At 60.8% G+C, this 14,836-nt stretch carries 9 protein-coding genes; 3 read left to right on the top strand and 6 right to left on the bottom strand.

Going from position 1 to position 14,836, the window contains the following annotated elements:
* The first annotated feature begins 353 nt into the window (after nucleotides 1-353).
* Entirely contained in the window at nucleotides 354-7,928 is a 7,575-nt protein-coding gene (locus ACVISU_RS29550; RefSeq protein ID WP_456709262.1) for a shikimate kinase, read from the top strand.
* 94 nt (nucleotides 7,929-8,022) lie between these two features.
* A complete protein-coding gene (locus ACVISU_RS29555) occupies nucleotides 8,023-8,226 on the top strand; it encodes a hypothetical protein (protein ID WP_456709263.1) in 204 nt (67 codons plus the stop codon).
* A gap of 343 nt (nucleotides 8,227-8,569) precedes the next feature.
* On the opposite strand, the gene ACVISU_RS29560 is transcribed toward ACVISU_RS29555, so the two are convergent.
* Both ACVISU_RS29560 and ACVISU_RS29565 read right to left on the bottom strand, forming a co-directional pair.
* Nucleotides 8,570-8,860, bottom strand: coding sequence for a helix-turn-helix domain-containing protein (locus ACVISU_RS29560; RefSeq protein ID WP_456709264.1), 291 nt, complete (start codon nucleotides 8,858-8,860; stop codon nucleotides 8,570-8,572).
* Nucleotides 8,861-8,863: 3 nt separating this feature from the next.
* Nucleotides 8,864-10,192 (bottom strand): type II toxin-antitoxin system HipA family toxin, encoded by a 1,329-nt coding sequence (locus ACVISU_RS29565; RefSeq protein ID WP_456709265.1) that lies wholly within the window; start codon nucleotides 10,190-10,192, stop codon nucleotides 8,864-8,866.
* 669 nt (nucleotides 10,193-10,861) lie between these two features.
* Here ACVISU_RS29565 and ACVISU_RS29570 point away from each other — a divergent pair.
* On the top strand, nucleotides 10,862-11,110 hold the full coding sequence (locus tag ACVISU_RS29570; RefSeq protein WP_456709266.1) for a DUF3551 domain-containing protein: 249 nt from the start codon (nucleotides 10,862-10,864) through the stop codon (nucleotides 11,108-11,110).
* Nucleotides 11,111-11,589: 479 nt separating this feature from the next.
* Here ACVISU_RS29570 and ACVISU_RS29575 read toward each other — a convergent pair whose 3' ends face one another.
* The 4 genes from ACVISU_RS29575 to ACVISU_RS29590 all read right to left on the bottom strand — a co-directional run bounded on the left by ACVISU_RS29575 (nucleotide 11,590) and on the right by ACVISU_RS29590 (nucleotide 13,976).
* Complete coding sequence (locus tag ACVISU_RS29575) at nucleotides 11,590-11,766, bottom strand: hypothetical protein (RefSeq protein WP_456709267.1); 177 nt, start codon at nucleotides 11,764-11,766, stop codon at nucleotides 11,590-11,592.
* Between the two features lie 67 nt (nucleotides 11,767-11,833).
* Entirely contained in the window at nucleotides 11,834-12,019 is a 186-nt protein-coding gene (locus ACVISU_RS29580) for a hypothetical protein (RefSeq protein WP_456709268.1), read from the bottom strand.
* 27 nt (nucleotides 12,020-12,046) lie between these two features.
* A complete protein-coding gene (locus ACVISU_RS29585; RefSeq protein WP_456709269.1) occupies nucleotides 12,047-12,745 on the bottom strand; it encodes a phosphorylase family protein in 699 nt (232 codons plus the stop codon).
* Nucleotides 12,746-13,448: 703 nt separating this feature from the next.
* Nucleotides 13,449-13,976, bottom strand: coding sequence for a GNAT family N-acetyltransferase (locus ACVISU_RS29590; protein WP_456709270.1), 528 nt, complete (start codon nucleotides 13,974-13,976; stop codon nucleotides 13,449-13,451).
* Nucleotides 13,977-14,836 lie beyond the last annotated feature (860 nt).

Here is a 14,836-nt window from a genome sequence, read left to right on the forward strand (position 1 = left end):
GGTGCGGCGGAAACCGCGGTCGGGCGCCTCCGGGTCACCGTTGCGCGCCAGGGTGGACGTTCACAACCGACAAAGCACGCGCCAAACTCGGCCGCGCCTATCCAGCAACCGCCAAAGAGCCAAAATCACTGAGATGAACCACTAGTCAGACTAACGTCAGGTGCAGGGCATATCTTCGGCACTAGAGCACACAATCGTACAAAACTGACTCGCACGTCAGGTTTGTGGCGAGTGAGGTCCTGTCGACGCGGCCAAGGGCCTCCGCTCTGAAACAAAAATCGTTGAGACCGGCGCCGCAGGCCTCTCAGCCACCGTCTTATTGGGCGCATTCTAGCTCGCAGGGGAGATTGATTTTGACGAGAACCGACTGGAGCGCGAAGGAAGCCCGCGGATCAGAGATGGACTGGTCCAGCCCTGAAGCAGATCTTGGCGGCGGAGACGATCGCTCGAAGTTCAGTTCTGTCTTGCAGGGCTTGCGCTCTGAGAATCAGGATCTGGCTGCGGGCTCGGCCCGAAGGCCGACTTCGGCCAGCGATGCCCGACGCCGCACGTCAACCGATCCTTCCCCTAATACGCATGTCGACGAGCCAGCTTTGCGGTATTTGGCGCATCGCGGCGCGCCGAATTGGGAAGAAAGTTCGTCGCGTTCCGGTGCCGAGAGCCGCTGTGCCGATCAGTCCAGGAGTTCACGAGGTGCCTCTTCCTTGCACGGGCAATCTGTATCGGGCCTGGAGGTAGGGCCAAAGCGGCGGCGCCTGGATTTTGTCGCCCCCCAGGGCACGCAAGCTGCGATTTCAGAACAGCAATGTAACGCCGCTCTGGACGCCATTTATTTCGCTCACGACATTGTCGAATTCTCACGTGCAGTGGTGGAAAACGACAAGCGGCTGCAGCGGGTGGACGAGAAGATCCATGCGGCCTTTATGCAAAAGGCTGCTGCCCGGTTCAGAAGCCAATTTATCACCCACTTCGAAGACGATATCCGCCGCAGGAAATCCTGGGGCTACGCCACGGCTTGCAACGCTGTGAGTCGCGAGGCCGGCGGTCAGGAAGGCCTCGAAGCTTGCAAGGCGGTGGCATCTCGGGTGTCGCAGCTTTCCAATTCGTTACTGCGCGAACTTGAGCCCCCTGCTCTTGCGCTGTTCGCGACATCATTCGGTCGGCAACTGCAGTCGAAGACATGCCGCAATGGAGTCATCAGAATTGCCGAGTTTTGTCGTGACGAACCCAAGGTACTTGGCGCGGCAAATAGCCAAAATCTCTCGCTGCTGGTGAACGGTTTCAGCAAGTGGACGCAGGAGGCGGGAACTCGTGAGGGCACGGAAGCTATCGCTCGCGTGGTCCGTCGTGCCGGCCGCAACAGCGAGCTCTCTGATTTTGAGCAGAAACATTTGGCGATGCTTGTGAACGGGTTCAGCAAATGGCCGGACGCGCCAGACTGTCGCGACGGCACGTTTGCGATCGCGTCTGAGGTTCTTCGCCGCCGTGAGTTCGGACTGTCCGATTTTGAGCCGCAGACACTGGCGAATCTGGTGAGCGGCTTCAGCAAGTGGCCGGACGGGGCGGACACGCGCGAGGCCACGTTGGCGATCGCAAGTGAGGTCCTCCGCCGCGGCCGCCATGCTCGGCTCTCGAAATTCAATCACCAGAATCTGGCTAATCTGGTGAACGGCTTCAGCAAATGGCCGGACGCGCGGGACTGTCGTGACGCTACGCTTGCGATCGCGGGTGAGGTCCTTCGCCGCGACGAGCTCTTCCATTTTAAACCGCAGGAACTGGCAAGTCTGGTGAACGGTTTCATCAAGTGGCCGGACGCGCGGGACTCGCGCGATGCGACGTTTGCGATCGCGGGCGAGGTCCTGCGCCGCGGTGCTCGGCATTTTGAGAGCCAGCACCTGGCGATGCTTGTGAACGGCTTCGGCAAATGGCCGGACGCGCGGGACTGTCGTGAGGCTACGCTTGCGATCGCGGGTGAGGTCCTTCGCCGCGACCGTTATGCCTGGCTCTCTAAACTCACTCACCAGCAAGTGGCCAACCTGGTGAACGGCTTTAGCAAGTGGCCGGACGAGGCGGATACGCGCGACGCCACGGTGGCGATCGCGGGTGAGGTCCTTCGCCGCGACCGCCATGTCCGGCTCTCTGAATTCACTTACCAGGAACTGGCGAACCTGGTGAACGGGCTCAGCAAGTGGGCGGATGCGCCGGACTGTCGCGGCGCCACGGTTGCGATCGCGGGTGAGGTCCTTCGCCGCAGCGCCCGGCTCTCTCATTTTATTCCGCAGGAACTGGCGAACCTGGTGAATGGCTTCGGCAAGTGTGCGGACGCGCCCGACTGCCGTGACGCGACGTTTGCGATCGCGGGTGAGCTCCTTCGTCGTGCCGAACTCTCCCATTTTTCCCACCAGCACCTGGCTAATCTGGTGAACGGTTTCAGCAAGTGGCCGGACGCGCGGGACTGTCGCGAGGCCACGTTTGCGATCGCGCATGAGGTCCTTCGCCGCGGCGCCCGACTCTCTCATTTTACTCCGCAGGAGCTGGCGAACCTGGTGAACGGCTTCAGCAAGTGGCCTGACGCGCCGGACTGTGGTGACGCTACGGTTGCGATCGCGGGCGAGGTCGTTCGCCGCGGCGCGCGCGGTGAGTTCGCACTCTCTGGTTTCAATCGTCGGGACTTTGCGCACCTGGTGAACGGCTTCAGCAAATGGCCGAATGCGCCGGCCTGCCGCGGCGCCACGGTTGCGATCGCGGGTGAGGTCCTTCGTCGCGGTACCCGGCATTTTAGCCACCAGCACTTGGCGAATCTGGTGAACGGCTTCAGCAAATGGCCGGACGCGCCGGACTGTCCGGAGGCCACGTTTGCGATCGCGCGTGAGGTCCTTCGCGCCGAACTCTCCGATTTTGCCGCGCAGGCACTGGCAAACCTAGTGAACGGGTTTAGCAAGTGGTCGGACGCGCCGGACTGTCGCGGCGCGACGTGTGCGATCGCGCATGAGGTCCTTCGCCGCGCCGAACTCTCTGATTTTACCCCGCAGGGATTGGCAAACCTGGTGAACGGCTTTAGCAAGTGGCCGGAGGCGCCGGACTGTCGCAAGGCTGCGTTTGCCATTGCGGGTGAGGTCCTTCGCCGCGATGTCCGGCTGTCTGATTTTACTGCGCAGGGCTTGGCGAACCTCGTACACGGCTTCAGCAAATGGCCGGAGAATGAGGATTGTCTCAAAGCCACGATGGCAATCGCGGGGGAAACCCGTCAGCATCAGCTCTCTAATTTCCCTCCACAAGCAGTGGCGAACCTTCTGAACGGCTTCAGCAAGTGGCCTGAGGAGCCGACATGCGGGCAGTCCACGATGGACATCGCGCGCGAATTGGGGGCTGGGGCGCAGCGATTTGGTGTGTTCACCACGCCTGAGCTGGCTATGCTCGCCAACGCTCTGTCCCGAACCATCATGAGGGCGGAGGAGAGTGGGGAGATAACGGATGCCGCTCTGCCGAAGGATCGGTTGCACAAGCTCGCCCACTACCTGCACTATGATAATGATCGCCTGTTGAAGGCTGAGGTTCTGAGCATCACGAACATTTTCAAGGCGCTGGGTAAGGCTCGCCTATTCGATGATCTCGGTTTGCTCGCGCCGACAGGCTTGAGTCGGCTCTCTGAATTGCGTTCAGCTCCTGGTTTTTCCGCCGAGAACAACCTGGAAACCATGGGTAATCTGAGTGCTGCTCTGCTGCCGCTCGCGCGCAGCCCAGAGAAGCCACTGCGCTGGCACCGCAGGCAGGCCCTCAACGTGCTCAACGATCTTCAGCCCTTGCTCGAGCAAAAAATCAAAGCGCATCTGAATGCGGACGATGCGGAGCGGAGCCGTGGGCCCCTTGCGAGCCGGAGCCCCGCTTTATCGATCTATCAGACGCTCAAGGCCCGTGCGGCGCTGGAGAGATTGTTCAGGTCACCCTATGTCGAGGGCAACGGGGCAGATTTACGGGCCAGGCAGAAAGAGCTGCAGCGCGGCACGAGAGAGATCCTGGCGGGCGCTCGCGACCTGATTCAAGGCGATCTGTCCAGCATGAGCTGGAATTTGATTGCGCAGATCGAGGCGGACAGTCCAGTGGATGCGCTGGACTTGTTCATGGAGCAGCAAGCGGCGGCGATCCAGGCGCAACATCCTCCGTCGGTGTTCGACATGCATCAGTTATTGCGAGCCATGGACCACGCCCCACGGCCTCCGCAGGGTGAGGCGGGACGGATGAAGTTGCCGGTCGTGGACATGCATGGGCGGCCGTTGGCCACGGAGCCGGAGACGCGATACTCGATTTTCCATCGCCTGACTTCGGGGGTCCTGCCCGTTGTCGCGGTGCAACTGCCGGGACCCCCGAGCGCCTTCATGCTAGCGCGTACGGTAAATGTAAACGGTATCCCATACCGGATGGACCTATTCGGCGGCAGCAGGTTAAAGCCGCCACGATTGACTGTGTCTCAAATTGCGACCCGCGCTCGAGACGTGCAAGCAAAGCCTTCGGGGGGAAAGCTGCTGGCGATTCCCTATGCCGAAACCGCGCCGGGTACAGCATTCGAGCAGCTGTCGCGCGCGTGGGCTCCTTTCAAAGAGGCCTATTATTATACTCAGCGCAGAGGCTTTGCGGCGCCTCCGGCGATCAAAGGCCTATCACCCCACGACTCCGCGCTGGAAGGCGCCTTCAAACTGGGGCTGCTGCCGGACCGCCCTGCCAACGAGGAGCATCCCTTCCAGCTGAGGGGACCGGACGGCCCCATCGCTTTGCGACCGCACGACGGCTGCGGCTTCATCCGGGCCTCGCTGGCCAAGCTTATGCCAGCTGTCCGCCGCGCCGACGAGCAGGAAGGTCCTGACCGCGTGCCTGCCTTTGCCGAGGGAACGAGAGCATCCTTGCCAGCATCGGCCTTGCAACATTATCCGCGCAGCGAGCAAGTAGCGGATGAGGCCCGGCAGAAGGCGATGAGCTGGCTTGAGAGTCGGGTAAAGCAAGAGCTGACGTCGGAGGAGCTGTTTCGCGTCGTAACAGCCGCGAACATCAATGGTCCGGGCGCCGTCGCTATCCCATCCGGTGATGGCTGTCTGCACGTGCCGAGGCTCAAGAGCGAAACATTGACCGGTGGTGGCGTGCTGATCGGGCGATCGCCCTACGACCAACCCAACCTCCGCCCGTTCGCCCCCGATCGCGTCAGGTCAGCTGCGGACGGGGACCCGACTGCGGCGTTTCTCGATCAGTGCGTGACCATACAATACAGCTTCAACGTCGCCCAGAAGTCGGGGGAGGAGCTGGCAGTCGATGATCCGACTTTCTTTGCCAAGGGGCTTCTGATCGTGGTGCCGGATGAAATATGGCCGGCCGACTTCGCCGACCGTGGCCTGGTGATGTCCGCCGAGGACGTCAAGTGCCATTCGAGCTGGATCAAGGGCAAGGACCGCGTAACGGCGGACAGCGCGCTCGATTGTATCGGGATCCTGCAGGCCACTGAGATCTTCGCTCCGGGGTCCCTGGTTGCAATCCCGCCTGATGAACAGAAAAAACTCGACGGCGACTTCGATGGCGATACGGCCATTATCATTGCCGACCGGCCGCAGCTTTACGAGCATGTCAGGCAATTCGACCAAGAGGAGCAAGCTCGCGGCCTCCGCTCGCTCAAGCCGCCAAAATCCCATACCCCGGCGATTGAGGACGGTCGCTATAATTTCGGTCGCGCCAGCCAGATTCTCGCCGCCACGCGGAACGTTCTGGAAACCTATACCGGCCTGCAGCGAGGCTTTCTGGCTCAATCAGATGAAGCCCGGCAGTGGTTTGCCGAACGTGCCATATTCGGCACGTACGAAGGCATTGACCGAGAGCTCAAGCGAGACATCCGCGGCCTGCTGGAGCAGGAAAAGGTTAGTGCTCGCGACGTCCGGGACAAGGTCGAGAAGGCGCGGCGCGATATCGAGCTGGCGCACCATCCCGTCGCGCGCGAGACGGTCGAGTTGCTTCTCACCGAACTCGAGGCGTGGGCGGCTGGTCTCGACGAGCAAGTTCCGCCTCAACTCCTGCCCGAACCTGCCGCCACTGCGAGTGAGAGACAGCTCGCAATGAGCCAAGAGCTTTGCGAGCTGTTTCCGCCGCTAGCCGAGACCTATCCGGCAACGGCTCACCCACGGGACCGCGTCCAGATTCTGGTCGATCGCTACCCTACGCGCATCGACCCCCGACCGGATGGTTACAGGCCGCACGACTTCGTGCAAAGTGCAAAAAACCTGCTGAGCATCGGCATCAAGGTCGGAACTGACGCCTACAAATCCGACACTGGCGCTTACGCCTTTATGATCAAGAGCAGGCAGCTTCAGCGCCTGCTGCAACAGACACCCGGGTTGAAATCGGCTCCATACACCAAGGGCTTGGCGGCTACCCTCAACCAAGGCCGTTTCGACGTCGATGCGGCCTTGGAGGATCTCAAGGACAATCCGACGCTGGCGGCTTCGGTCATGCAAGCCTCGATCAAGCTTGCCGCCGAGCGGGGGATTCTGCGCGAACCCTCGGCTCCAACGCTTGCTGCCGAAGATGTCGCCACCACAATCACGTTGACTCGCGAGGAGGCGGCACAGCGCGCCCAGATGGAGGCTTCCCGCGCTCAAGCCGAAGAGAAAGACATCACCCGGACGGCAATGTCGGTTGCCGAAGCCCTTAAGGGGGCCGGCATCGAGGTGAAGATGCCCCATTTGGCTAAGCGTCTTAGATCGCAAAGCTCAATGACAGACGAGCTCACCGGAATCCAGGCCAGCTCTGAGGCCGGCGTCCAGCTCTTCAACAACGCTGTGCGGCATGTCTTCGAATTCTCTGACAGGGATTTTACACGTGCCTTCAAGAAAGCCATTCTAGCGTTCGAGGAGAGCGGGTATAGCGAGGTCAGCACGACTAACTGGTTCAGGACGCGATCGCGGACCTTCGCGGGCATCAAGACAGTGCTCGCCACGCCCGGCGGTTACCGTTTTGAGCTCGAGTTTCACACGGCAGACAGCTACAAGGCCAAGCTCGACAATCATGAGACGTACAAGGAGCTGCAGAAGCTCAGACGGCTACAGCGAGGGAGCGAAGAGCCTCGGGATGAATCTATAGCCGAGCAACTCCTGGAGCGCGTGCGACGGGCGTGCACCGAGGTTGTGATCCCAGAGGGTGCCACGGAGATCCCCCATTGGGAAGCCAAAGCCAGCAACAGCGTTGGTGCTAGGCCTGTTCATGTGTCGAACGTGGCCCGGCCCACACGCGCAGCGCGGTCGGCGCGCGCAACAGAGATTGTGGGCGCCCTCGACAACCGCCCGATCGTGCTCGTTGGCATGATGGGGGCCGGGAAATCCACTGTGGGACCTGCACTCGCAAAGCAGCTGGGGCTGACGTTCGTCGACTCCGATAAAGCGATCGAGGCGAAGGCTGGCAAGTCCATAACCAAGATTTTCGCGGAGGACGGCGAGGCGCATTTCAGGGATCTCGAGGCGAATGAAATCAGCCGGCTGCTCGACCGCGGGCCGCTGGTGCTCGCAACCGGTGGTGGAGCGTTCATGTCCGAAGAAGTCCGACGTCGTGTCGGCGAGAAGGCGGTTTCGATCTGGCTTAATACCAACGGGGACGTGATCAGGCGCAACCTGCGGCATGACACCAACCGCCCGAAAATACAAACCGCAGACCGGGACGAAATGATCACAAAGCTGATGGAGCAGCGCAATCCTGTGTATGAGCTCGCCAATCTCACGATTACCCCACAGGACCGGCGGGAACTCAAGAGCGCGGATGCTTGTCTTAGCGTGCTGCACGGCTATCTCTGCGCCGGTGGCGGGCTAGACGCCGGGCAATCTGGCTCGGTTAAGGAGGAGCCCGCTGCTTCAAGCGCCGCGGGGGCGCGAGACTCGGTTGCGCAGGAGCAGATGCCATGACCCACGTCACTATCGACTGCTGCGACTCCCGGTCAGATATCCATCGCAGTGCCGGATCTGTGCTCGATTTTCCGTCGACACCGCACGACTTGTGATGTCAAACATTTCAAATCGTGGTTTGTACCCTCGAGCCCTGGCCGATGCCGGCGTCGTGGACGGGGCCAGGGATTTGCCAGATGACGATATCGCGGCCGATTACGCTCTGCTGTACGAGCAGTTGCAGAAGCATGATCAGTTTCTTGCGGTGCAGACGCGGCTGGTTGGACCGACGCAAAGTCATCTGCTGGCAGCGAAATGACCATCAAGGTGTTTGGTGGCGGATCTTCGAGGCGAAGTCGATGTTATACTAAATTCGCAAAGACAGTATAATGGTCGCGCTGGCGACTGGCCTTGGTGCCTCTGGTCTCTGGCTTGCCTGGGCCAAAGCCAATCGGCTCTCGAAGTGAAACTCGCAACCAAGCGTAGCGATAGTGGTGCTGATTGACGACTGCCGAAATTGCGAGGTTAACGGGCCTCAGCGCTCACCATCCAAGCGGGCAGCAAACAAATCGAGCAAAGGCCACATCATCTTCGTATTGAATGGCTAGAATCTTTGGATTGTCGTCGCTCGCAACCACCACAAGACGAGGTCGAAGACGTTCTCACGGAGCACCGGGCGTCGCGCGCGGTACGAAGCCGACCTGGAAACCGAATACGCGACCGATGCGCTCGAGGGTCGCTACCGTCGGATTGGCGCCGCCCCGCTCCATCTCGGAGACTTGTCGAGTGGTGAGTGAAAATACCTTCGCGAATTCAGCTTGAGAAAGTCCGAGAGCATGCCGCATTTCGGCGATGCCTTCGGGCAGCCGCAGTTGCGCGCTCCGCGCTTTCTCGTTGATCGCGGCGCGGCGATCCCAGATCTCCTCCCGAGTGGGCTTTCGTGTTCTCGGCATCGTCTATCCGTAAGTCGGTCGATTCCGCAGCCTTGCGACCTTGTCGGCCATATCGTCGCCGCGCACGACGGCGCTGGCAATGACGCTGTCCGGCACACCGTACGTCCGCGCCGCCTCAGGCAGCGCGCGAAGTAAGTCCTCCTTCTCGGCGAGCGCAGCCATGAGATCGTCCGCCGGCACGCCGGGCCTCGCAACGGTGTCGCAGATCAGGCGCCAATCCGGCTCGATGTCACTGCCGCCGGCAAAGACCATGCAGGCCCACTTCGTGGACCTCACGATCCCCGCGAGCGAGATGCGCATCGGTGCGAAATCGAATAGCGGCGACAGGCGCACCTGGCCGTCGGGAAACTTGCGCAACGCGGTGTTTCTGCCGTGGTTGTCCGGATTGCCCATCGCGAGATTGAGCATGTCGCGCCGCAAATATTCGATCGTGTCCGCGAGCGGGTCAGAGGAGACCTCTTGGAGCTTCGCGACATAGGTTTCGTGCTTCTCCAGATGCCCGAACGCCGCGACGCCGATCGCGGATACGAGGCTTTCCTGACCGTACCGGATCAGTCCGCTGGCATCCCTGCTGCGGTCGAACCTTGGCACGACCAGCACGCCGTTGCCGTGTATGCTGGTCCGCTCGACATGCAACCCGAAATCCTTTGCGACCTTCGCATAGGCGGCCTCTGATTGAAGAATCCGCTGATCGATTCCTTCCTCGCTTCGAAGCAACTTGGCGATCACATGGTCCCCGGCATCATCGTCGGCCACCATCGGATCGGGATACCAGAGTCCGTCCGCCATCGACTTTGTGAGCGCGACCTTCGGCCAGTCGCCCTGAAGACCGCTGGAGCCGGAGGCGATAAGGGCAAAGTCGTCCGCCATCGCGAGGAAATGGTCTGTACGCGCTAGAACGTCGTCCATTGAGACGCCGATCCCGACCATCTTCTCGATGCGCTGGACTTCTTCCTCATGTGCCTCCTTTATGCGGAGATTGCCAACTGGAGCCCCCGCCGATCGCAGCAGCAGCTTGATCTGGGTCGCTGGATCGCTTGCATTGAGAGCGAGAAACGCGGCGATACGGTCTGCCTGCTTCCCCTGAGGGATCAGATCCAGCAGGAAGGCCGGCCAAGTATCCGCCGTCCGGTCCTCGAGGTCGATTGGCGCGGCTACCGAGTATGCCCGTAGGTCGCGAACCGGATTCTTTGTCGTTCCGTGCTCATAGAAATAGCTCATCTCGTAGCCGGCCGACGACCGGCTTCCGATCCCACTCTCGGCCTGGGCAAGCGTTATGACGGCGGCGTCATGCCATGTGCCGCCCAAAAACGTCTGTATGGTAAGCTTCACAATCGACCCCTTTAAGGGCTATCTATTGTCCCAGAAATTAATAATCAACCCATTATAGGGATTACCATTAAAAATGTGGAACCTGGTTACGGTCTCGAGCGACCCGTCAGCCACGTGGCCGCCGAGGATACGTATCACCATGGCCGCCGGGGAGCTCGCCGGGCTCGGCTCGCGGCGCCCTCCGAGCCCGCCCGCCCATCGGTCGACGACTTGCCGCTCGCCTATCTTTTGGGGATCTGGTGCCCTGGCCCCGAGCATGGCCTGACCTGACGCGCGGAAGCGACTGCGCCAAGGCGAGTCGCCGGCGGGCCCCAAGCTACAGTTGATGCAGTGACACCCGTTTTTGTCCTCTTCTATCGGCGAGCAGTCGCGGAATTTTGTGAGGGACGAGGATCTGGAGTCCGAAAAAGGCTCTGGGGAAGCACGTCGAGTGCAAATGGATGTGATGCGCTCGTGTATTGGATGATCGATGCGGCGCGTCGGGCAGGGTATCGTGACATTGGCATGAGCACGCACTTGAACGCCTGGAATTCTGCATGCACATGCCGACCCGGGAATTTTAGAGCTGAGAGTCGCAGCCGGCCCGAGCCATCTTTAATGAGCTTCTAAGTGGAACTACGGATCGTTCGCTCCGTTGGAACAATCGGGCTTCGAGCTGAGGAGCCACCAATGCGTGTGTCTCTGTTGTTTGCCGCTCTGGCGTTTGGGATCGCGTGGTACGTAACTGGTATTCCGGCGAGCGCTAGGGATTTTCCATGGTGCGTGCAGGGGAGAGGCGTCGGATATCCCGGCGATTGCATGTACCAGACACGTGCGCAGTGCCTCGCGTCCGCGTCCGGGCGAAACGTGACGTGCGGGCTCAACCCACGCGCGGCATTTGGCGAGCAGCGGCGGCAAGTCAGAGATCGACATCGCTAGTCTAGTGCATGTTGGAAGTGCGGCCCCCGGCGCTGTCCGAGCCCGGACAAGCCTATAAATCGCCAATGGTCTCCAGGTTAGAGTGGGTTCGAATGTGACACGGCGCCATTATCGGCAGTAGCACCACACTGTCGTTCGTTGGTGTGCGGCGGTCGTTGCCACGAAGGCATCAGGACAAGGCATGCCGCCCGTCTTGTAGTAGAGCGCGGTATGGAAATTCCAGGCGGTCGTGGCTTTGTCCTGCAGCTTCATGTCGCGCGCGCGGCCATCGAGCGAAAAACCGCAGGTGTCCGGACGCACGACTTGACACGGAAGGGGTAAGTCTACCGCACGCGCCTTGAACAAATCGTGGAAGTTCAGCGACGATGGCGTCGGTCGCCGCTGCGCCGGAGCGGGTTCCTGCAGTTCGTCGATCGGAGGGTCGACCTCGGAGATGCGAGGTCCGTCTCCAAGCGCGAAGACCTCGTGAGGCGGCGCGATTATGGGAACGTGGAGCCCGCTTTCGCCGCCAGATCTCGCGCGTGGTCCATGAAGGTCTCGACCAGGCGGGTCAGCGGCTCCTCGCCGGCCAAAGCGGCCGAAAGCTCGTGACGCGAAACCGCGCGCGTCGTCAGGTCGGAAAGCTCCAGAGTCGTCCCGAAGACCTGAGTGGTCATCCCCGGGAACGAAGGGCGAAGGGTCGTGAGCTTCGTCTCCTGGGACGCGACACCGTTCTTGCAGTCTTCAAGCCAGTCGCGGACGTGGTCGACGGTCGCTGTCGTGCCGACCACTCTCAAGCGGATCGGCCTGGATCGTGGGGCTGCCCTTGTCGAAGACGCCGAACGAAGTCAGTCCGGCGCGAATGTCGACGTCGCTGTTGTTCTGAAAGAACGCCGACGCCGGTTCGTCGATGAACTGGAGTCTTATCACTCGATCTCCTGGTCGCTCGATGGCCGTTCAATCGGCGAGTCCAGCGGCGTGAGTGAATCGTCGTCCATGCGTACGAAGCGAAAGGACCCCCGCGGACTCCATCTCCACCGCGAGCATCGATCTCGCCGTGGCGATCCAAGGGAAGAGGACCTGCGGGTCTTTGATGAGGCGGTCACTCGACGCGATCGATCCGGCGACGAACCGCGGCGCGCGACGCGCCACGTTCTTCCCGTAGACCGATTGCAGTTTCGCTCGAAGATCCCGTTGCCAAGCCTTGGGCCCGTACAGCTTGCCCGTGCCGAAGGATACGGCCGGCTTGGCAGGCAGATCGACCGCCCAATCTCCCATGTCCGCGCCGCGTGCGGACAGGTTCGCGATGCCGGCGGCAATCGTTCTCTCGATGGGCCCGCCTCCGACGTTGTAAACCGTCGCCTCCTCGAAGCGCCGGGCTTCCAGGCTGAAATCATGCATGCGCGTCGAGAGGACGACGTCGCCCAGCGTGACGTCGTCCGACGGTAACCCGCCGGCGATGCCCACCACCAGGATCAGGGACGGCTGCATGTCGTCGAAGACATCGCGAGCGGCTTCTTGCGCCTCGCCGTTGCCCTGCTCGAGTTGCCGCAGGATAGTCAGGCGATAGCGCCGGCCATCGTCCACATCCGCGGTGCGAGGCGCGTACTCGCGGTGACGGCTCTTATGGATCCGCGGCTCGTCCGGAAAAGGCATCCAGCACCGCAACGAACTCGTCGTCGCAGATGGTCAGGATGCCGACGTCTACAAGCTGCGTCATCGATTTTCACGAATAAGAGGCGGAACACTTTCGCGGCGAAGCCGAAGCCCGCCGCGAACCTTTGCCATCACTGCCGGCACTTAGAAGGCCGGGAAAGGCGCGGCTCCCAACCGGAGTAGGGAGCCGCATTGTGGTCATTGAACCGGCCGCCGAAACCGGTGGTGGTGTGGCGCGTCGCCCTACGAAAGTAGAGGCCGCTTAATTAGGGGGGAGTTGCTCGTCGCCGCACCCGTCGTGACTCCTGCCGACTAGAAGATTGTTCCAATGGCATACAAGGTTGAACCAAATGGACACAAAAACGCTCTGGATGGACGACTTGGAGTGACTTTCACAATAGGGATTGCTACAGGCTCCGCGGCCCCTGCGCTATGCACGTTGAATGAGATCGAGAGCGGAAATTCGAGGTCACTTTCCGATCGTCGGCTCGGCATGGTGATGAACAGGCCGCGCGGCAGTTGAACGATCTACCGTCTGATCCGTTCGATTTCTTATCTCGAGAGCCCAATCGTCGTTGTTCACAAAACCATAAAATACCGCGGTAATGTCAGTAATGTTCCTCGACGATGATGATTTATCAGGACGGGACCGGACAGATCTTGGCCGTGAATAGCAAACGCTGAATTCAGCTACGACGCGGCATTAGAGATGCTTGTAAAAGAAGGTCGCCGAGCGATATGTTCCGTCAGGGGCGAGCACACACCCGGGTATGATACCTACCCGCTGCCATCCCTCGCTGGCGTAAAGACGCTCGGCGGCAGAACCTGTTGTCGTGCTGAGCGTCAACAACGTCTTTCCCTCCTTTCGTGCTAAGTCGCTGACAGCCGAGATGAGCCGGCGCCCGATGCCGCGGCGGCGTGCACTTCCGTCAACCAGGACTTTGACGATTCGGGCGCTATGCAATTGGTTCTCAGACGCGGCAGGTATCATTTGGGTTGTGCCAACAATCTGACCTGCGCCATCTTCCGCAGCTAGTAATGCGCATCCATCGCTGATGACCGCGTCTGCGACGCTACGCCAGTACACCAGCGCACGTCGTCGAGTTAATGGTGGCAGGAAGCTGACCGAGTCGCCATGGGCGACGCAGTCAATGAGGATGTCGGCGAGACGCTCCAAACGCTTATCCACTTCGTCGGCGCCGATGCGCCGTACCTGGATATCGTCCGTCATCTGTCGGACAGCGCGAGCCGATCGGCCCCTGCTAGGTCGGACGGTGAGTTCATTGCCAACGCCACGGCACGAGCGAGTTTCCACAGAGCGACATGCTCTTGAAGGCAAAAAGTGGTCACGTGTCGCGTCGCCCAACTCAACCGAAGCTGGCAAATGACTATGGAGGACTACTCCGCCAAGCTGCAATGCTCATCTGCCTGCTCGAAGCGCTTGGACCTGAGGCGGGCTCCGCATCACGACCCAAATTTATCGCGGAGCTCCGCAGCACGAAATAAATTCAGCGCGGAGATGAGATTCTTGTCGTGCGGGAACAGCCTCCGAGCGGACTTGACCCGCGCGTCATGGTCCAGTCCAGATATCGTCTGGCCCTCTAAAAGAAGCGCCTCGGAGAATCTGCGCAGAGCGGGGCGATACGAGTCAAGGGCTGCCTCGCTGCGCCGATTGGCACGCGTCATCATTTCAATGAAACTCTCGTCGTTTTCTGAGGGGCCTGGGTGGAATCCACAGCGAGCGGCGGGCTCGCAGCAATCGCGAAGATTGCTCAACGGCGCCTTCATCCTTCGGCTATTGGAATTCGTTGACGTGAGCGATAGGATTGCTGATTGCGCAGATCAAACGCTCGACGTCGAAAGCGGAGAACATGCCCGCAATCGGCCAAGTTCGGTGGTATGCAGGCTTAATGTGTGCATGTTACTGAGCCCGAGCTGCTGCGTTATTCGTCGCGTCATCAATTCGGAGCCGGTCTTCTTCAGACTGATGAGGACATGGACCGCTGCCGGCTGGGAGTGCCGTCGCCAAGTACGGCTCAAACGCCTGGTGCCTCGCCGACCCTCTTGCTGTTCTTCCGAGGTGGCATGCTG

The organism is Bradyrhizobium sp. USDA 4452, from assembly GCF_054063575.1.

Excerpts from the sequence above, each read along its gene's own strand:
- ACVISU_RS29555 (WP_456709263.1), top strand. The coding sequence starts at position 8,023 with ATGTCAAACATTTCAAATCGTGGTTTGTACCCTCGAGCCCTGGCCGAT.
- ACVISU_RS29560 (WP_456709264.1), bottom strand. The coding sequence starts at position 8,860 with ATGCCGAGAACACGAAAGCCCACTCGGGAGGAGATCTGGGATCGCCGC.
- ACVISU_RS29570 (WP_456709266.1), top strand. The coding sequence starts at position 10,862 with ATGCGTGTGTCTCTGTTGTTTGCCGCTCTGGCGTTTGGGATCGCGTGG.
- ACVISU_RS29575 (WP_456709267.1), bottom strand. The coding sequence starts at position 11,766 with ATGACCACTCAGGTCTTCGGGACGACTCTGGAGCTTTCCGACCTGACG.
- ACVISU_RS29585 (WP_456709269.1), bottom strand. The coding sequence starts at position 12,745 with ATGCCTTTTCCGGACGAGCCGCGGATCCATAAGAGCCGTCACCGCGAG.
- ACVISU_RS29590 (WP_456709270.1), bottom strand. The coding sequence starts at position 13,976 with ATGACGGACGATATCCAGGTACGGCGCATCGGCGCCGACGAAGTGGAT.